The sequence below is a fragment of the Streptomyces caatingaensis genome (assembly GCF_001187435.1).
GTDB lineage: Bacteria > Actinomycetota > Actinomycetes > Streptomycetales > Streptomycetaceae > Streptomyces > Streptomyces caatingaensis.
Genome location: NZ_LFXA01000007.1, coordinates 182770 through 200982, shown reverse-complemented (window position 1 = coordinate 200982; position 18213 = coordinate 182770). Strand labels below are relative to the sequence as shown.

Below are 18213 nucleotides of genomic sequence, written 5' to 3'. Positions count from 1 at the left end.
GGAGATGACGTTCAGCAGCCGGCTGCCCGAGGCCCGCTCCCCCGGCGAGGGCTCGGCCAACCTCGCCGACATCCTCGAACGGGTCCTGGACAAGGGAGTGGTGATCGCCGGCGACATCCGCATCAACCTGCTCGACATCGAACTGCTGACGATCAAACTGCGGCTGGTGGTCGCGTCCGTCGACAAGGCGCGGGAGATGGGCATCGACTGGTGGGAGAGCGACCGCTCCCTCTCGTCGGGGGCACGCACCCGCGAACTCCGCGAGGAGAACGACCGGTTGCGGGCACGCCTGGCCGCCCTGGAGGACCGTCCGGCCCTGGAGGAGCATCCGGCCCTGGAGGACGGGGAGACGGAGGAGGCCCGCGATGAAGACCGACGGTGAACTGCTGTACGCCTACGCGGTCGCCCGGGACGGGGGCAGCCCGGCCGACGTCCCCGAGACGCTGACGGGCGTGGCGGACGAACCGGTCGTCCCGGTGCGCCACGCGGGCTTCGCGGCGCTCGTGGGACGCGTCCCCGCCGCGGAGTTCGAGGAGGACGCGTTGCGCGAACGGCTGGAGGACCTGGCGTGGCTGGAGCGGGTGGCCCGCGGTCACCAGCGGGTGGTCGACGCCGCGGTCTCGGCGTTCTCCTGCGCGCTGCCACTGCGGCTGGCGACCGTCTACCGCGACGAGGAGGGCGTCCGTCGCATGCTGGCGGACGGCTCGGCGTCGCTCGGGTCCGCGCTCGACCGCCTGGAGGGCCGCGTGGAGTGGGGCGTCACGGTGTACGCCCTACCGCCCCCGAACCCCCCGGACCCCCCGGACCCCCTGGAGCTTTCGCCGACCCCGTCACCCCCGGAGTCGGCACCCGCCCCATCCGGCCGGGACTACCTGCGGCGGCGCGGCGCCCAGCGGCGGGCCCGCGAGGCCGACGCGCGCCGCGCGGGCCGGGCCGCGGAAGCGGTGCACGACACGCTCTCCCCCCTGGCCGAGGAGGTCCGGCTGCACCCCCCGCAGGACTCCCGCCTCTCCGACCACCCGGGCCACAACCTCCTCAACGCCGCCTACCTCGTACCGAGGGAGCGCACCGAGGAGTTCACGAGGACGGTCGCCGCCCTGACGGACGACGCCCCCGACGGCCTGCGGATCCGCCTCTCCGGACCGTGGGCCCCGTACTCCTTCGTCACCCACGCCCCATGATCTCCGACGACCTCCCCACCGAACGGCTGTCCCTGGTGGACCTCCTCGACCGCCTCCTCGCCGGCGGCGTCGTCCTCACCGGCGACCTCACCCTGCGCATCGCCGACGTCGACCTCGTCCGCATCGACCTGCGCGCCCTGATCAGCTCCGTCGACGCCCGCGTCCCCTCGCCCTGGGAGCCACCTGCACCATGACCCGCCGCCTGGAACTCGACCACGACACCGTCGAACGCGACCTGATGAAGCTGATCCTCACCGTCCTCGAACTCCTCCGCGAACTCATGGAACGCCAGGCCGTCCGCCGCGTCGACCAGGGCGACCTCACCGAGGACCAGGAGGAGCGCATCGGCATGACCCTCATGCTCCTCGCCGACCGCATGGACGGCCTCTGCCACGAGTACGGCCTCGACCGCGAGGAACTCGACCTGGACCTGGGGCCGTTGGGGTCGCTGCTGGGCCGGGGGTGACGTGCCGGGCCGAGTCCTCCTCACTCCGTGGGACACGGTCCTGTCCGCATGGGCGCTTATCCGGCCGCTGCTCGACGGCCGATGGCAGTGCTGTGCTGCTCCTGAGTGGCAAGGACCTGATCGGCGTGGTCGATCGCCCACTGGCCGAGGGCAGCCAGCGGCCCGTCGGCGAGGCTGCCGCCCAACTCCGACAGCTCGTACGTCACGGAGCGGTCGGCCGGCGCGGTGATCCGTACGATCAAGCCGTTGGCGTGCAGACGGCGAAGCGTCTGGGTGAGGACCTTGTCGCTGACGCCCGCCATGCCGCTCAACAGGTCCATCCGGCGGCGCCTGCCCGCCCGCAGCGCCATCAGCACCACTGGATCCCAGGTGTGGGCGATCAGGTCGGCGGCCAGGCGCACCGCGCAGTCGGCGGCGAAGGGCGGGCAGTGGTTGTCCACGTGTCTCTTCCTATCGGATTCGGGCCTACCGATTGGTAGGCCCGAGCTTCCTACGGTAGCGAGGCAACAGGCCCTCGACGGTTGGGAGAGCGACATGCGTATCGGAATTCTGGGCACCGGCGGGATGGCCTCGGCACTGGCGGAGGCGTGGGCGCGCCGTGGACACCACGTGCTCGTCGGAGGCCGTTCACAGGGCAAGGCTCGGGCGATCGCCGGGCAGCTCGGCGACGCGGTCGAGGCGGCCGACCCCCTGCGGGTGGCCGCGGCAGGCGATGCCGTTGTCGTGGCCGTGGCATGGGAGGGGCTCGACCAGGTGCTCTCTCTCGCCCGGGCCGACGAGGGGTCGTTGGCGGGCAAGGCCGTGATCGACTGCACCAACACGGTCGACTACACCTCCGGTCTGCTCCGGTCGCCCACCGGTTCGGCGGCACAGCACGTCGCCGAACGGGCCGTGGGCAGCCGCGTGGTCAAGGCACTGCATCTGTTCGCGGGGACGAGCTGGCTGGCGCCGACGCCGGCAGGGCAATCCAAGCGGACCGTGGCGATGTGCGGCGACGACGACGCGGCGCTCGGCATTGCCGGCGGGCTGATCCGCGACCTCGGTGGGGTACCCGCCGTGCTCGGCGGACTGGAGCACGCCCGGCAGCTTGAGGGCGTGGCGGGTTTCGTCATGCGGCTGGTCGCCGCGGGCCACAACCCGGTCACTGCTGTGCCGTTCGTCGACCGGTCGTAGGGGCGACGACGTCGCTCGCCGCAGGCGCTGCGAGACGACCGACCCTCATCTCAGCAGCACCTGCCCGAGGTTGGAGCGCGCCCTCACGGCCTGGGCGAGTCAGGCGGTGCGACCGGCTACCACCTGCGGCGGCTCGCCATTCACGGCGTCATCGAGGACGCCCCCGGACGCGGCAGGGGCCGGGAGCGGTGGTGGAAGGCGGTCCACAAGGGCCTTCGCTTCGACGACGCACTGCTCACGGACGCCGGCCCGGAAGTGCGGGAGGCCACCGACGAAGTCGCCACCACCCCCGGCCCGGCCGGGGGTGATGCTCCGAGAGCCATTGGCGTTTTGCAGGCCGTTAGCCTGTCGGTATGTCTGAGCGTGTCACGCCCGGTCGCACGGATGGCCTGATCACCCTGGGTGCCGCGGATGCCCTGTGGGTCGATTTGACGGCCGGCAGTGCTGTGCCGACGGCTTCCGGGGCATTCACCGGCTCTCCCGCCCACGCCCGGGTGGGGTACGTCCTCCTCGGTGGGCGTGTGGTGCCCACGAGGAGGGCGGGCAACGGTCAGTGGGCCGTACGCGAGTTTGAGGTGCACCGGGCGGCCGCGGAGCTGAACGCGATGCGAGTGGACCGGCAGGACCTGGTCCGCGTCGGTCCGTTTCGTGGAGCGCCGGGGCAGGAGCGCCATGAGGAAGCGCGGCTGCGCTGGCGCCGGCGCATCGCGGAGCAACTGCGGGAACCGGGCGACGGCCCCGAGCGCGGAGCACGTCGTCAAGTCGGCCGACCGTGCCTCCTGGCGGGGATCGACTGGCGGCGGATGCTCGTGGAGCAGACCCGCGACGGGACGCAGCGCACGTGGTGGCTGCCGCGCGCTGTGGTCAGGCTGCTCGACGGGGCCGAGCACGCCGAAACGCAGTGGGTGCATGCCGCACGGACCCGCCGGGCAGGCGCTGCCATCACCGAGCCTCCGTCACTGCCCGGGCAGACCCGAGACGCCGACGGCCGGCAGACGACGGGCCCCGAAGGCCCCACCGTCCTCCGACTGCGTCCATATGCCCGGGAGTTGGAGGGCCAGCTGTACTCGGTGCTCAGCCGGAAGCCCGGCACCTCCCGCCGGGTGGCCGGGTGGATGTGCGCCGTCTGCGGCACTGCGCCCGCCACCGTGCTCGACCACTGCCACGAACACGGCTACGTCCGCGCCCCCGTCTGCCAGTCCTGCAACACACAGGAGCGCCCCGACCACCTGTACAGCAACGACGTCCGCGTGGCCGGCCACTACACACACCTCTTCGACACCGGCACCGACGACTGGCTCCGCCACTGGCACCGCTGCCCCGGCTGCCGCGCACGCACCACCCTCCCGTTGCCGCACCTCGCCGCGTGGACCGCTCACATAGCCTGCCGGTCCCTGCGCCCGACCCACCCAGCCTCCCGCGGGCGCAAGCCCTGCGGTGTGCTGCGCGTCTCCTGGACAGGCAGTCACAACACGCCCCGTTCCTGCCTGCTCACGGTCGCGGTCGACTCCTGCCCCTCCGGCGAGCACCGTGTCCTGGCGCAAGTCCCCTACCGCGAAGCCGTCGAGCGGTTTCGCGTCTGGTTGGCCGAGACGGCCCCTGCCGTGGCCGCCGCGGCCGGCCCTGACCGCTTGGACGGCCTCCCGGCCCGGTCCCGGCCCGTCATCGCGGACACCAGCGGCGAGGGCCTCGCACTGTTCTGAGCGGGCACCGGGGGATCTGGCGCCCCTCAGTCAGCACGAGGGCGGCATCAGTACCGCCACGGACCGTCGTCAGCCGCCCGAACCACAGAGATCAATACCACCCTCACCATCGATGACCTGCGAAAGTACAGGTCCCCGGCACAACCCGCCGTCACCGAAGGAGCCACGCCGTGAAAATGCTCATCAACGTCCCCGAAACCGTCGTCCCCGACGCCCTCCGCGGCATGGCCGCCGCGCATCCCGAGCTGAACGTCGATGTCGAGCGGAGGGTGATCGTGCGGCGGGATGCGCCGGTGGAGGGGAAGGTGGGGCTGGTGTCGGGGGGTGGGTCGGGGCATGAGCCGTTGCATGGGGGGTTTGTGGGGCGGGGGATGTTGGATGCGGCGTGTCCGGGGGAGGTGTTCACCTCGCCGGTGCCGGATCAGATGGTGCGGGCGGCGGCGGCCGTGGACAGTGGGGCGGGGGTGCTGTTCGTGGTGAAGAACTACACGGGGGACGTGCTGAACTTCGCCATGGCCGCGGAACTGGCCGAGGACGAGGGGGTGCAGGTGGCGAGCGTGCTGGTCAATGACGACGTGGCGGTGACGGACAGTACGCATACGGCAGGGCGGCGCGGGACGGGGGCCACGCTGTTCGTGGAGAAGATCGCGGGCGCGGCGGCCGAGGCGGGGGCGCCGCTGGAGCGGGTGGAGGCGCTCGCGCGGCGGGTGAACGAGGGGTCGCGGAGCTTCGGTGTCGCGCTGTCGGCGTGCGCGACGCCGGCGAAGGGCGGGCCGACCTTCGAACTGCCGCCGGGCGAGCTGGAGTTGGGGGTCGGCATCCACGGCGAGCCGGGCCGGGAGCGGCGGGCGATGATGACGTCCGGGGAGATCGCCGACTACGCCGTGCACGCCGTGCTGGAGGACCTGCGGCCGGGCGGGCCGGTGCTGGTGCTGGTGAACGGCGCGGGCGCGACGCCGCTGCTGGAGCTGTACGGGTTCGCCGGGGAGGTGCACCGGGTGCTGCGGGAGCGCGGCGTGGCGGTGGCCCGGTCGCTGGTGGGCAACTACGTCACGTCGCTGGACATGGCGGGGGCGTCGGTGACGCTGTGTCAGGTGGACGACGAGATGCTGCGGTTGTGGGACGCACCGGTGCGGACGCCCGCGCTGCGCTGGGGCTGCTGACGACGCTCGGGCTGCTGGCGACGCTCGGGGTGTGGCGGCCGGTGACACGGCCGCGGCGCGGTGCCGCGGCTACCCGCTCGGCGACCGGGCTACGGCGCGGCGTGCCACACCGTCGTCACGTTGCAGAACTCGCGGATGCCGTGGCCGGACAACTCCCGCCCGTAGCCGGAGCGTTTGACGCCGCCGAAGGGGAAGGCGGGGTGGGAGGCGGTCATGCCGTTGAAGAAGACGCCGCCGGCCTCCAGGTCCCGGGCGAAGCGCCGCTGTTCGTCCTCGTCGCGGGTCCACACGTTGGAACTGAGGCCGAAGGGCGTGTCGTTGGCGAGGCCGACGGCCTCGTCGACGTCCGCCACCGGGTAGACGGTGGCGACCGGGCCGAAGGCCTCCTCGCGGTGGATGCGCATCTCGGGGGTGACGTCGGTGAGGACGGTCGGCTCGTAGAACCAGCCCCGGGCCAGCGCGCCGGGCAGGGCGGGCCGGCCGCCGCCGCAGCGGGCGAGGGCGCCCAGGCGCACGGCGTCGTCGACGAGTTCCTCGACGTCGGCGCGGCCCTGCTCGGTGGCGAGCGGGCCGACGTCGGTGGACTCGTCCAGCGGGTCCCCGACGGCCAGGCCGTCCATCAGGGCGGTGAAGCGCTCGGTGAAGGCGTCGTACACGTCGCGGTGGACGACGAAGCGCTTGGCGGCGATGCAGGACTGGCCGTTGTTCTGGACGCGGGCGGTCACGGCCGTGCGGACGGCGCGGTCGAGGTCGGCGGAGGGCATGACGATGTAGGGGTCGCTGCCGCCGAGTTCGAGGACGGTCTTCTTCACCTCGTCGCCCGCGACGGAGGCGACCGCGCGGCCGGCCGGCTCGCTGCCGGTGAGCGTGGCGGCGGCGACGCGGGGGTCGCGCAGGACGGCCTCGACGGCGCCGGAGCCGATCAGCAGGGTCTGGAAGCAGCCCTCCGGGTAGCCGGCGCGGCGGAAGAGGTCCTCCAGGTAGAGGGCGGTCTGCGGCACGTTGGAGGCGTGCTTGAGCAGGCCGGTGTTGCCGGCCATGAGGGCGGGGGCGGCGAAGCGGACCACCTGCCAGAGCGGGAAGTTCCACGGCATCACGGCGAGGACGGGGCCGAGGGGGCGGTAGCGGACGCGGACTTCGGCGGCCCCGGAGTCCTCGACCGCGGCCGGGGCGGGGTGCTCGTCGGCGAGCAGGCCCTCGGCGTGCTCCGCGTACCAGCGCATGGCCTTGGCGCTCTTGGCCGCCTCGGCGCGGGCGGCGGCGAGGGGCTTGCCCATCTCCAGGGTCATGGTGCGGGCGATGTCCTCGCGGTCCTCGTCCAGCAGGCCGGCGGCGCGGCCGAGGAGCCGGGCGCGTTCGGCGAAGTCCGTGGTGCGGTGGCGGCGGAACGCGGCGGCGGCCGCGGCGATCCGGCGGTCGACCTCCTCGGGCGCGAGCGGGTCGAAGGTCTTGAGGGTCTCGCCGGTCGCGGGGTTCACCGTGGCGATGGGCATGGGCGTCCTTCCTCGACGGGCCGGAGCGGCGCCCCGGGGGCCCGGGGCCTCCAGACGACCTTGCGGCGCGCCGCCCGCCCGCGCAAGACGGACGGGCGGCGGCGGTTCGCCGGGGAGGGAGGCGCTCAGCGCGGCGGCTGGTCCGTGGCGTCGTCGGCGGCGCGCCCGGGGCCGGGCAGCCGGGCCCGGTCGCGGTGGCCGAGCTCCCACCGGCCGGTCTCCCACCGGCCGACGGCCTCGGCCGTCGGGCCGACCGGCCCGGACGCGGCCTCGGCGGCGGCCCGGGAGCGCTCGGGCGGGCCCGGCCGGACGACCGTGCCCTCCACCACGGGCGCCGGGGCCCGGCCGGGCAGCAGCCGGGTGCGGTGCAGGACGGTCACGGCCAGGGCGGAGGAGAGGCCGAAGGCCACACAGCCGGTCCAGGGCAGCCAGGGGCAGTCGAAGCGCTTGGCCGTGTCCATGGTCCAGCCGACGACCGCGTTGCCGCCGGCGGCCGTCAGCCCGGCGAAGACGTAGAAGAGCCCGAAGTAGGTGCCGGCGAGCGTCTCGCGGCCGAAGCGGGGGATCATCTCCAGCACGGCGGGGTGGGCGACCATGGTGCCGAAGTACAGCAGGAGCGAGCCGGCGAGCATCACGAGCATCCGCGGCGCGATCTCGCGCATCCCGTCGGGCGGGCCGTCGGCGCAGATGAGCAGCGGGGGCAGGAAGCCCGCGCCCATGACGACGAGTCCGGCGCCCACCCAGCGCTGGCCGCCGCCGTGCCGTTCCAGGGCCCGGGTGATGGGCATCTGGAAGAGGTTGGCGACGGCGCCGGCGCCGAGCAGCACCCCGGCGGCGCCCTCCCAGCCGGACGCCTGTTTCGCCCCGGCGGGCAGCAGCAGGCAGAGCTGGTTCTCGACGGTGAACATGCCGGTCGTCGCCAGGGAGAACAGCAGGAACCGGCGGTTGCCGAAGACCTCCAGCCAGTCGCCGAGGACGGTGGTGCCGCGGACGGCGGCGGGCGGCTCCCGGTCGGGCAGGACGAGGGCCTGGCCGACGGTCATCAGTCCGTAGACGCCCGCGGCGGCCACCGCGCAGACCCGGAAGTCGGTGCGGATCAGCACGCTGCCCAGCAGCAGCCCGATCAGCGAGCCGATGGTGGCGTAGGCGTTGAGCAGCGCGAACGCCTCGGCCTTGCGGTCGCCGGCCTCCAGTGCCGCGTAGGCGCGGGCGGAGGGGTAGAAGAGGCCCGCGGCCAGCCCGTTGAGCAGGGAGGCGCCGAGGACGACCGGCAGGGTGGTGCCGAAGGCGAAGAGGGAGAAGCCCAGGGTGCGCAGCGCGCACCCGGCGATGATCACCGCTCGCGGGCCCAGCCGGTCCGCGGCGGAACCGCCGAGGAGGAAGAGGCCCTGCTGCCCCAGGTTGCGTACGCCCAGCACCAGGCCGACAAGCGCGTCCGACATTCCGAGTTCCTGCCCCAGATATGCCGCGAGAAATGGCACCAGGATATAGAACCCGATGTCGATCCCAAACTGGTTGATCAATAGCAGTCGCAATGCGAGTGGAAACTCGCGCGTGACCCGAAAGGCTTTCATGCGCATCCCTGCATTGTGGGCAAAGTGAGCCCGAGGGGTTGACAGTGCGCAGAGCGATACGGACGGCTACCTTGCCTGGCCTCGCACTTTTTCCTGATCAACGGTGGTGACCAGGGGCCGGGGGCACCCCCGCCGTCCGGTTCGGAGCAAGCGGTCGATCATATGCTTTTGCGGTGCATTCTCCATGGCTCCCGACTGCGCTCGGAAGAATACGCAACCCACACGCTAGCAAAGCACTTGGATTCCGGATAGAGCGGAGTACGGGCCTTTCAAGCGACACGGCGAGCCTTGGCCGAATTTGGACTCCGTCTTTTCCTTCGAAGGCTGGAACTCCCGTGCTGGGAACTGGCCTTTGGGGGCCGCGGCGCGCGGCGGCAGCGGGCCCGCGCCGGGCGGGGACGTCACACGCAGGGGGCATTCAGGTCCGCGGGACGCCGCGGGGACGCCGGTGTCAGGCGGAGGCCGGACGGCCCGTACCGAGCCCCAGCCGGTCGCGGATCACCCGCACGGCCGCCTCGGCGTCGTCCACGGTGACCGTGTAGGAACGCCCGTCGCCGAGCCGGACCACGAAGCCCTCGCCGCGCCGCACCACGACGCCGGTGCCCTGGTCGGGCCGCCAGCGGTAGCCCCAGCCGCCCCACTGGCGGGGCGTCACGCGGGGGGCGAAGTCGGCGCGCACCACGTGGGACAGCGGGATGCGCGTCCGGGGCAGGCCGATGTGGCCGCAGCGGATCTCCAGCGTCTCCTTGTCGACCCGGACGGCGACGTGGACGAAGGCGACGGTGCCGTAGAGCATCAGCAGGCCGGCGGCGACACAGCCGACCACCGACATCACCAGCGGGATGACTCCTGAGGTCCAGGGGTGGGCGACCGCCAGATCGATGCCCAGCGCCATGCACGCGGCCCCGGCGCCGGCCAGCAGCCACTGCACTCGGTTGGTCGCGCGGCCCGTCCAGACGGTGGACTCGCCGTCGCCGTCCTCCTGGCCCCGCGGGGCCTCCGGGTGGTCCCTCATACCAGGCAGAGTACCGACCTTCCGCCCCCGGGGCAGGGTTCCCGGCGCCGCCGCTACGGCCGGGCGGCGCCCACCGCCACCAGCGCACGGCCCTCGGGGTAGGACAGCGCCGCCTGCCCCAGGGCCCCCTCCCGGCCGCTGAGCAGCACGGTCGGCCGCCCGGCGGGCCGGGCCTCCGGCTCGGGGGACGCCCCGATGCGGCGCAGCGCCTGCGCGGCCACCGCGCCCGCCGAGCCGTGCAGCGCGACCGGCGGCGCGGAGGGCCGCCGCACGGCGGCGCGGATCCGCTCGGCGACCAGCTCGTAGTGGGTGCAGCCCAGGACGACGGCGCGCACGTCGTGCGGGGTGCGCGCGGCCGCGGCGGCGATCGCCGCGTCGACGGCCGCGTCGTCCGCCCGCTCGACCGCGTCGGCCAGCCCCGGGCAGGGCACCTCGGTGACCTCGACGCCGTCCGCGAAGTCCCGGATGAGACCGCGCTGGTAGGGGCTGCCGGTGGTGGCGGGGGTGGCCCAGATGGCGACCGGGCCGCCGCCCGCGGCGGCGGGCTTGATCGCGGGGACCGTGCCGATCACCGGCAGGCCGGGCTCCAGTTCGGCCCGGATGGCGGCCAGCGCGTGCACGGAGGCGGTGTTGCAGGCCACGATCAGCGCGTCCGGGCGGTGCGCCGCGGCGGCGCGGGCGCAGCCGAGGGCCCGGACGGTGACGTCCTCGGGGGTGCGGGGGCCCCACGGCATGCTGGCGGGGTCGGAGGAGAGGACCAGCTCGGCGTCGGGCCGCAGCCGGTGCACGGCGGCGGCAGCCGCCAGGAGGCCGTTGCCGGAGTCCATGAGCGCGATCTTCACCCGGTCACTTTAATGGATGCGCCACGGGCGGGACCGCCGGGCGGGGGCCTTTGTGACACTCTCCGTCCCCTTCTGGCCAGTGTTCGTCCCGCGGGCGGCGCCCGTGCGGCAGACTGCGGCGGGTGAACGCGATGACGTGGATCTCCGTCGGTTCGCTGGCCGCGTGGCTGTGGCTGCTCCTGGGCCAGGGCTTCTTCTGGCGCACCGACGTCCGGCTGCCGCCCCGCACCCCGCCCGCCGCGTGGCCCTCCGTCGCGATCGTCGTCCCCGCCCGGGACGAGGCCGAGGTGCTGCCCGTGAGCCTGCCCTCCCTCCTCGCCCAGGACTATCCCGGCCGGGCCGAGGTCTTCCTCGTCGACGACGGCAGCACGGACGGCACCGGCGACCTGGCCCGCGCGCTGGCCGCCGAGCACGGCGGCCTCCCGCTGACGGTCGGCTCCCCCGGCGAACCCGCCCCCGGCTGGACCGGCAAGCTGTGGGCCGTACGGCACGGCATGGCCCTCGCCCGCGCCCGCACCGACGCCGCCTACCTGCTCCTGACCGACGCCGACATCGCCCACGCCCCCGACAGCCTGCGCGAACTGGTCGCCGCCGCCCGCTCCGGCGGCCTCGACCTCGTCTCCCAGATGGCCCGGCTGCGCGTGGAGACGGTCTGGGAACGGCTGATCGTCCCCGCCTTCGTCCACCTCTTCGCCCAGCTCTACCCCTTCCGCCGCGTCAACCGCCCCGGCGCCCGCACCGCCGCGGCCGCCGGCGGCTGCGTCCTGCTGCGCCGGGAGGCCGCCGAACGGGCCGGCATCCCGGACTCCGTCCGGCACGCGGTCATCGACGACGTGTCGGTCGCCCGCGCGGTCAAACGCTCCGGCGGCCGGATCTGGCTGGGGCTGGCCGAACGGGTGCACAGCGTCCGGCCCTACAGGGGGCTCGGCCCCCTCTGGCGCATGGTCTCGCGCAGCGCCTACGCGCAACTGCTGTACAACCCCCTGCTGCTCGTCGCGACGGTGGCCGGGCTGGCCCTCGTCTACCTCGCCCCGCCCGCGGCCGTGGCCGCCGGCGCCGCGACGGGCGCGCCCGTCGCCCTGGCCGCCGGGGCCGCGGCCTGGGCCCTGATGGCGGGCATGTACGTCCCGATGCTGCGCCACTACCGCCAGCCGCTGTGGCTCGCGCCGCTGTTCCCCGCCATCGCCCTGCTCTACCTGCTGATGACCGTGGACTCCGCGGTCCAGCACTACCGGGGGCGGGGCGCGGCCTGGAAGGGACGGACCTACGCCCGTCCCGAACCCGCGCCCCGGCCCGGCGAGTAGCCGCCGGGCGTCACTTGCGGCCCGGCGTCCAGTTCATGCCCCAGCCGTACGCGCGGTCCAGGGTGCGCTGCGGGCTGACCCCGCGCTCGGGCACCAGGTAGCGCGCCTCGCGCCGGACGACGAGCTCGCCGCCCTCGTCGGTGATGAGCGCCAGCGCGCAGACGTTGGACGGGACGGTGCACTCGTCCAGCGAGAAGTCGACGGGCGCGCCGTGCTGCGGCTGGAGGGTCACGGTGGCGTGCAGGCCCGCGAAGCTCTCGGCCCCCTCGTAGATGGTCACGAACACGAGGATGCGGCGGAAGTCGCGGCTGTGGTCGAGGTTGATGGTGAAGTTCTCACCGGCCGCGGCGGCGCCGGTGCGGTCGTCGCCGTCGAGGTGGATGTAGGGCGGCCGGTGCAGCGACCCGAAGGAGTTGCCGAGGGCCTGGACGACGCCCTTGGTCCCGTCCCGGAGCTCGAACAGCGCCCCCAGGTCCAGGTCCAGCTCCCCGCCGCCGCCCTGCAGCGCCTTGGCCAGCCGCCGCCCCCATCCCCCGCCGCCGGCGGTCCCCTGCCCGCCCTGCCCGCGCATCTGCCAGTTGAGGTTGACGCGCATGGCGCCGGAGGTGCCGCCCTGCTTGGTGAGCGAGACGGCCGGTGCCGCCTTCGTCAGCGTCACCTTGGAGAGACTGACGGGCCGGGCCGCGCCCGGCCCAACGGGCGCCTGCGCGGCCCCGGTTGCCGGGTTCGCCCCGCTCTGCCCCGGTCGGGCCGGGGCGGCGGGCGCCCCCGGCACCGGTCCGTCCGGGGCCCCGGACGGCCTGTCCGGCGCGGGCGTCGCCGCCGGCGCGGCCGGACCCGACGCCCCGGGAGCCCCGTCCGCCGCACCCGGGCCCGCCGCACCCGGCTCGTCCACCGTGATCCCGAAGTCCGTCGCCAGCCCCGCCAGCCCTCTGTCGTAGCCCTGGCCGACGGCCCGGAACTTCCACTCGCCGTGGCGGCGGTAGAGCTCGCCGAGGACGAAGGCCGTCTCCACGGTGGCGTCCTGGCTGTCGAAGCGGGCCAGTTCCGTGCCGGCCGCCGCGTCCAGGACGCGGACGTGGAGGCCGGGCACCTGGCCGAAGGTGCCGCCGTCGGCGGAGGCGGCGACGACCACCGTGTCGACGTCCGGCTCGACGGCGGCGAGGTCGACGGCGAGGACGTCGGTCACCGCGTCCCCCGCCGGCGCCTTGCCCTCGTGCCGCACGGCGCCCGAGGGGTGCGCCGCCTGGTTGTAGAAGACGAAGTCGGCGTCGGAGCGGACGCGGCCGCCGGCGAGCAGCAGCGCGGAGACGTCCACGTCCGGTACGCCGGGGCCGGTGCGCCGGCCCAGTTCCACCCGCACCGCCGGTGCCGGGATCCGGACGTTGGTGCCCTTGAGCATCCCCATCTTCTCTTCCACCTCTGCTGGACGCCTCACTGGAACGATCCGGTCCCCGAACGGACCGGTCATCCAGGCGAACGAACCGGTCCTTTACACCGTTCCAACACATCGCGACAACCGAATTCTCCGGCTTCGCCCCGATTGATGGCTCGGCGCCGCCCTGCCCCCGCAAACAACCCAGGTACCTGACTCCCCAACCGGCACATCGTGGGCTTAACTTAAGGGCTATGACCTCCCCCCGCAGTGCCTACGGCAGCGGCTATTACGCCACGTCGTCCTTCCCGGACACCCCCATCTACGACAGCCTCGTCGCCGAGCGGGGCACCCCGCAGATCGCCCCCATCCGGGTGTCGGCGCCCTTCGACGGCGGCAGCCAGCTGCCGGCGCTGCCCGCCCTGCCCTCGGGCCAGGGCGCGGCGCCGCCCGCGGCTCCGCAGATGCCGTCGCACCCGCAGGGCGGGTACGCGCCGCAGCCCCCGCAGTACGGCAACCCGGGCCTCCAGCAGGCGCCGGCCCCGTACATCCCGCAGCAGGCGTCCGCCCCGCGCGGCTACCCCGGGGCCCAGCAGCCGTACCAGCAGCGCCCGGGCGCGCCCGCCCCGGGTCCGGCGGGCGCCGGTCCGGCGGGCTACGACGCGATGCGCCCGGTCGCGCCGCGCCCGGCCGCGCCGTACGAGGATCCGTACCAGCGCCCGTACCAGGGCCAGGGCGGCTACTGAGCCACGACGCGCCGAACACCCGGTCCGTCGGGGCGACTTGCCGGACCGGGCTGACAGGATGGGGCGCATGACCGTCCCCGCGCTCACGGCGATCCACCTCTACCCGGTCAAGTCGATGGCGGGGGAAGCCCCGGGGGAGGCGGTCGTCGAGCCGTGGGGGCTCGCGGGGGACCGCCGCTGGACGGCCGTCCGGCCGGACGGCCGGTTCCTGACCCAACGGCAGCTGCCCCGGCTCGCGTTGGCCGCGGCGCACCCGCTGCCCGGCGGCGGCGGGCGGATCAGCGGTCCCGGGGCGGGGACGCTGGACGTTCCGGTGCCGTGCGCCGGCGAGCGGGGCACCCTCCGCGTGACGCTCTTCCGGGACGGCGCCGAGGCCGTGCCCGCGGGCCCCGACGCCGACGCCTGGCTGACCGACTATCTCGGCACCCCGGCCCGTCTGGTGCACATGGACGACCCGGCCGTCCGCCGCCCGGTCGATCCCGACTACGCACGCCCGGGGGACCGGGTGAGCTTCGCCGACGGCTTCCCGCTGCTGCTCACCGCGCAGTCGTCCCTGGACGCCCTCAACTCCTGGGTGTCGGAGGGACGTCACGCCGGCGAGGGCCCGCTGCCGATGGACCGCTTCCGGCCCAACGTGGTGGTCTCCGGCACCCCGCCCTGGGCCGAGGACGGCTGGCGCCGGGTGCGCCTCGGCGAGGCCGTGTTCCGCGTCGCCAAGCCCTGCGGCCGGTGCGTGGTCACCACCACCGACCAGCGCACGGGCGTCCGCGGCCACGAACCGCTGCACACCCTCGGCCGCCGGCGGCGCCGCACCGCGGGCCTGGTCTTCGGGCAGAACCTGATCCCGGAACACCCCGGCGCGCTGCGCCTCGGCGACCCCGTCGAGGTCCTCGCGTGAACCGCCACGCGCCCCCGCGCACGTCAACGCGCCGCCCCCGGCGGCCCTCCGCGGGTGATGACGTTCTCTTTTCCGCACCGTCCCGCATGCGGCGTCCCTTGTGAGGTAATGGGACGCAAGGGGGTGAGCACCATGGGCGCGACGTCCTGGGTACGGCGGTCCACCTGGCGCTGGCGGCGCAACCCGCTGCGCCGTCCCACCGATGTCCTGGAGGCCTGGGTGTGGACGGCGGCCGCGGTGGCGATGCTGGTGGCCGGCGCGCTGGCCGGCTGGCTGACCGGCTCCGCCGCCCATGCCGCACTGCGGCACACCGTCCGCGAACAGCAGCTCCACCGGCACCTGGTGAGCGCCACGGCGCTGCGCGCGGCGGGCCGCGGGGCCGCCGCCGACCACGAGGCCACCACCGGGCGCGAGGGCTACCACCGGGTCCTCGCCCGCTGGCCCGGCCCCGACGGCACCTGGCGCACCGGGCTCGTCCCGCTGCCCGGCGCCGCGGCCCCGGGCCACCGCTTCCCGCTGTGGACCGACGACCGCGGCCGGCTCGCCGGCCGCCCGCTCGACGCCGCCACCGCCTCCGTCCACGCGGCCCTGGCCGGCGCCGGGGCCGCGGTGGCCGCCGCGGGCGCGGTGCAGGGCCTGCGGACCCTGGCCGTGCGGCGCATCATGCGCCGGCGCTACGCGCAGTGGGACCGCGCCTGGGAACGGGCCGGACAGACCTGGGGCCGGGCGGACGCCGGCAACTGACCGGACGGACCACGGCCCGAGGGGGTGTGAGCTGCGGCGGACGGTCAACTGCCGTGCCCCGCGCACGCTACGGTGGAGCGGCCGGGTACGCACCGGTCCCGGACGGCCCGTTCGTCCGGGCTGGCACACGCACGAGGTGGGGGCGCAGCAGCACCATGGCTCAGGGCTCGGTCCAGGTGACCCACAGCGGCCCGTCGCGCTGGCGGCGGCGCACCGGGGAGTACGACTGTCTCGCCGCGGCCCTGGAGGCGGCGGCCGACGGCGACGTGCTGTCCGTCGCGCCGGGCACCTACCGGGAGAACCTGGTGGTGGCCCGCGCCGTCACCCTGCGCGGCGCCGACGGCGCGCCCGGTTCGGTGCGGATCGCCCCGGCCGAGGGCGTCGCCGTCACCGTCCGGGCCTCCGCCGCCCTGCTCGACCTGCATGTCGAGGGCCAGGACGCCGCCGCGCCCGCGCTGTTGGTGGAGGGCTGCGCCCCCGAGCTGGCCGGGGTGCGGGTGGTGACCCGCTCGTCGGCGGGCATCGAGGTCCGCGGCGGCGCCCGGCCGACGCTGCGCCGGTGCACCGTCGACAATGTCGCGGGCACCGGCATCAGCGTCCACGGCGGCGCGGGCGGCGTCTTCGAGGAGTGCGAGGTGGTCGCCGCCGGCCAGTCCGGCATCACCGTGCACGGCGGCGGCGCGCCCCGCCTGGAGCGCTGCCGGGTCCACCACGCGCGCGGCGCCGGCCTGGCGGTGACGGGCGAGGGCAGCACGCTGGAGGCGGCGGGCTGCGAGGTGTACGAGATCAAGGGGGCGGGGGTGCGGATGTCCGCCCGCGCGGCCGGGCGGCTGACCGAGTGCCGGGTGCACCGGGTCGCGGCCGACGGCGTGACCCTCGACGGGGAGGCCGTCCTCGCCCTCGCCGACTGCGAGATCCACGACGTCCCCGAGAACGGCGTTGACCTGCGCGCCCGTTCGGTCCTGACGATGTCCCGCTCCACCGTGCGCCGCTTCGGCCGCAACGGCCTGTCGGTGTGGGATCCGGGCACCCGCGCCGAGGCCGACCGCTGCGAGATCCAGGACAGCACCGGCGACTACCCGGCGGTCTGGGTGAGCGACGGCGCGACGGTCGTCCTCGCCGCCTGCCGGGTGCACGACGTGCCGGACGCGCTCTTCGTCCTGGACCGCGGCTCCTGCGCGGAGGTCGCCGGCAGCGACCTGTCCCGCATCCGCGGCACCGCCGTCTCCGTCAGCGGCGGCGGCACCGTCAAGCTCGACGACTGCCGCATCCGCGAGGCCACCACCGGCGCCTGGTTCCGCGACCACGGCAGCGGCGGCACGCTGACCGGCTGCGCCGTCGACGCGACGGCCACCGGCGTCATCGTCACCAAGGGCGCGGACCCCACCTTCGAGCGCTGCTCGGTCGGTTCGCCGCTGGAGGCCGGCTTCTACGTCTCGGCGGAGGGCCGCGGCACCTTCCGCCACTGCACGGTGACCGGCAGCGGCGGCTACGGCTTCCACGTCATCGACGGCTGCCGCGCCACCCTCAGCCACTGCCGCACCGAGCGCTGTGCGCGCGGCGGTTACGAGTTCGCCGACGGCGGCGCGCAGGGCCCGGTGAGCGAGGGCTGTACGAGCGACGACGCCGTCCCGTCCGCCGTCGTGCCGCTGCCCGCCGTGGAGCGCGCGCCGCAGCCGGCCGCCGCGAAGCCGGCGGTGCCGCGGCCGGCCGGTTCCGCCCGCCCCGCCGCGGCGGTCCTCGGCGAACTCGACAGGCTGGTGGGCCTGGACGGCGTCAAGCGGGAGGTGCGGGCGCTCACCGACATGATCGAGGTGGGCCGGCGCCGCCGGGAGGCGGGCCTCAAGGCCGCCTCCGTCCGCCGGCACCTCGTCTTCACCGGCTCCCCCGGCACCGGCAAGACCACCGTCGCCCGCCTCTACGGCGAGATCCTCGCCTCCCTCGGCGTCCTGGAGCGCGGCCACCTGGTCGAGGTCTCCCGGGTGGACCTCGTCGGGGAGCACATCGGCTCCACGGCCATCCGCACCCAGGAGGCGTTCGAACGGGCCCGTGGCGGCGTCCTGTTCATCGACGAGGCGTACGCGCTGGCCCCCGAGGACTCCGGCCGCGACTTCGGCCGCGAGGCCATCGACACCCTGGTGAAGCTGATGGAGGACCACCGGGACGCGGTGGTGGTGATCGTCGCCGGCTACACCGCCGAGATGGAACGCTTCCTGACCGTCAACCCCGGTGTCGCCTCCCGCTTCTCCCGCACCATCACCTTCGGCGACTACGCCCCCGAGGAGCTGCTGCGCATCGTGGAACAGCAGGCGGAGGAGCACGAGTACCGCATCGGCGCGGGCGCCTCCGAGGCGCTCCTGGGCTACTTCCGCACCCTCCCGAAGGGCCCCGCCTTCGGTAACGGCCGCACGGCGCGCCAGACCTTCGAGGCGATGGTGGAACGGCACGCGGGACGCGTGGCCCAGCTGTCCCACCCGAGCACCGAGGATCTGACGCTGCTGTACCCCGAGGATCTGCCGGCGCCGCCGTGACGGGC

Annotated in this window: 18 protein-coding genes and 1 pseudogene; 13 read left to right on the top strand and 6 right to left on the bottom strand. The window is 74.7% G+C overall.

Going from position 1 to position 18213, the window contains the following annotated elements; all coding sequences use genetic code 11:
- Window positions 1-4 precede the first annotated feature (4 nt).
- From AC230_RS12030 to AC230_RS12015, 4 genes are read left to right on the top strand one after another with little or no spacing between them, the layout of a single operon-like run.
- Complete coding sequence (locus tag AC230_RS12030) at window positions 5-382, top strand: gas vesicle protein (protein WP_049716137.1); 378 nt, start codon at window positions 5-7, stop codon at window positions 380-382.
- Window positions 366-1181: a GvpL/GvpF family gas vesicle protein gene (locus tag AC230_RS12025; RefSeq protein WP_049716136.1), complete on the top strand. Its 816-nt coding sequence runs from the start codon at window positions 366-368 to the stop codon at window positions 1179-1181. Before AC230_RS12030 ends, AC230_RS12025 begins: the two co-directional genes overlap by 17 nt.
- On the top strand, window positions 1178-1375 hold the full coding sequence (locus AC230_RS34300; protein WP_049716135.1) for a gas vesicle protein: 198 nt from the start codon (window positions 1178-1180) through the stop codon (window positions 1373-1375). Before AC230_RS12025 ends, AC230_RS34300 begins: the two co-directional genes overlap by 4 nt.
- On the top strand, window positions 1372-1647 hold the full coding sequence (locus tag AC230_RS12015; RefSeq protein ID WP_049716134.1) for a gas vesicle protein K: 276 nt from the start codon (window positions 1372-1374) through the stop codon (window positions 1645-1647). Before AC230_RS34300 ends, AC230_RS12015 begins: the two co-directional genes overlap by 4 nt.
- A 56-nt stretch (window positions 1648-1703) precedes the next feature.
- Here the strand turns inward: AC230_RS12015 and AC230_RS12010 are convergent, their stop codons facing one another.
- Window positions 1704-2087, bottom strand: a complete 384-nt coding sequence (locus tag AC230_RS12010; protein WP_049716133.1) for a winged helix-turn-helix transcriptional regulator — start codon at window positions 2085-2087, stop codon at window positions 1704-1706.
- A gap of 94 nt (window positions 2088-2181) precedes the next feature.
- Between AC230_RS12010 and AC230_RS12005 the strand changes: the two genes are divergently transcribed.
- The 4 genes and pseudogenes from AC230_RS12005 to dhaK all read left to right on the top strand — a co-directional run bounded on the left by AC230_RS12005 (window position 2182) and on the right by dhaK (window position 5686).
- Window positions 2182-2820, top strand: a complete 639-nt coding sequence (locus AC230_RS12005) for an NADPH-dependent F420 reductase (protein ID WP_049716132.1) — start codon at window positions 2182-2184, stop codon at window positions 2818-2820.
- 24 nt (window positions 2821-2844) lie between these two features.
- Window positions 2845-3108: pseudogene (locus AC230_RS33630) on the top strand (transcriptional regulator); the annotation flags it as partial.
- A 65-nt stretch (window positions 3109-3173) separates the two neighbouring features.
- Complete coding sequence (locus tag AC230_RS12000) at window positions 3174-4523, top strand: endonuclease domain-containing protein (protein ID WP_049716131.1); 1350 nt, start codon at window positions 3174-3176, stop codon at window positions 4521-4523.
- Window positions 4524-4693: 170 nt separating this feature from the next.
- The gene (dhaK, locus tag AC230_RS11995) at window positions 4694-5686 is read left to right on the top strand and encodes a dihydroxyacetone kinase subunit DhaK (protein WP_049716130.1); all 993 of its coding nucleotides are present in this window, start codon (window positions 4694-4696) and stop codon (window positions 5684-5686) included.
- Between the two features lie 89 nt (window positions 5687-5775).
- Here the strand turns inward: dhaK and AC230_RS11990 are convergent, their stop codons facing one another.
- From AC230_RS11990 to AC230_RS11975, 4 genes are all read right to left on the bottom strand, one after another.
- On the bottom strand, window positions 5776-7179 hold the full coding sequence (locus AC230_RS11990; RefSeq protein WP_049716129.1) for an NADP-dependent succinic semialdehyde dehydrogenase: 1404 nt from the start codon (window positions 7177-7179) through the stop codon (window positions 5776-5778).
- 125 nt (window positions 7180-7304) lie between these two features.
- A complete protein-coding gene (locus AC230_RS11985) occupies window positions 7305-8753 on the bottom strand; it encodes an MFS transporter (protein ID WP_078871171.1) in 1449 nt (482 codons plus the stop codon).
- Between the two features lie 451 nt (window positions 8754-9204).
- Window positions 9205-9768: a hypothetical protein gene (locus tag AC230_RS11980; RefSeq protein WP_049716127.1), complete on the bottom strand. Its 564-nt coding sequence runs from the start codon at window positions 9766-9768 to the stop codon at window positions 9205-9207.
- A gap of 53 nt (window positions 9769-9821) precedes the next feature.
- Entirely contained in the window at window positions 9822-10610 is a 789-nt protein-coding gene (locus AC230_RS11975; RefSeq protein ID WP_049716126.1) for a glutamate racemase, read from the bottom strand.
- A 131-nt stretch (window positions 10611-10741) separates the two neighbouring features.
- Here AC230_RS11975 and AC230_RS11970 point away from each other — a divergent pair, with 131 nt between their 5' ends.
- Complete coding sequence (locus AC230_RS11970; RefSeq protein ID WP_049716125.1) at window positions 10742-11914, top strand: glycosyltransferase; 1173 nt, start codon at window positions 10742-10744, stop codon at window positions 11912-11914.
- 10 nt (window positions 11915-11924) lie between these two features.
- Here the strand turns inward: AC230_RS11970 and AC230_RS11965 are convergent, their stop codons facing one another.
- Window positions 11925-13322 carry a TerD family protein gene (locus AC230_RS11965; RefSeq protein WP_049716124.1) on the bottom strand — a complete coding sequence of 466 codons (1398 nt, stop codon included), beginning with the start codon at window positions 13320-13322 and terminating at the stop codon, window positions 11925-11927.
- A 221-nt stretch (window positions 13323-13543) separates the two neighbouring features.
- Here AC230_RS11965 and AC230_RS11960 point away from each other — a divergent pair, with 221 nt between their 5' ends.
- From AC230_RS11960 to AC230_RS11945, 4 genes are all read left to right on the top strand, one after another.
- Window positions 13544-14035 carry a DUF6643 family protein gene (locus tag AC230_RS11960; protein ID WP_049716123.1) on the top strand — a complete coding sequence of 164 codons (492 nt, stop codon included), beginning with the start codon at window positions 13544-13546 and terminating at the stop codon, window positions 14033-14035.
- 67 nt (window positions 14036-14102) lie between these two features.
- A complete protein-coding gene (locus tag AC230_RS11955; RefSeq protein ID WP_049716122.1) occupies window positions 14103-14933 on the top strand; it encodes an MOSC domain-containing protein in 831 nt (276 codons plus the stop codon).
- Between the two features lie 132 nt (window positions 14934-15065).
- Window positions 15066-15677: an Rv1733c family protein gene (locus AC230_RS11950; protein WP_049716121.1), complete on the top strand. Its 612-nt coding sequence runs from the start codon at window positions 15066-15068 to the stop codon at window positions 15675-15677.
- Window positions 15678-15832: 155 nt separating this feature from the next.
- A complete protein-coding gene (locus tag AC230_RS11945) occupies window positions 15833-18208 on the top strand; it encodes a right-handed parallel beta-helix repeat-containing protein (protein ID WP_049716120.1) in 2376 nt (791 codons plus the stop codon).
- Window positions 18209-18213: the final 5 nt, after the last annotated feature.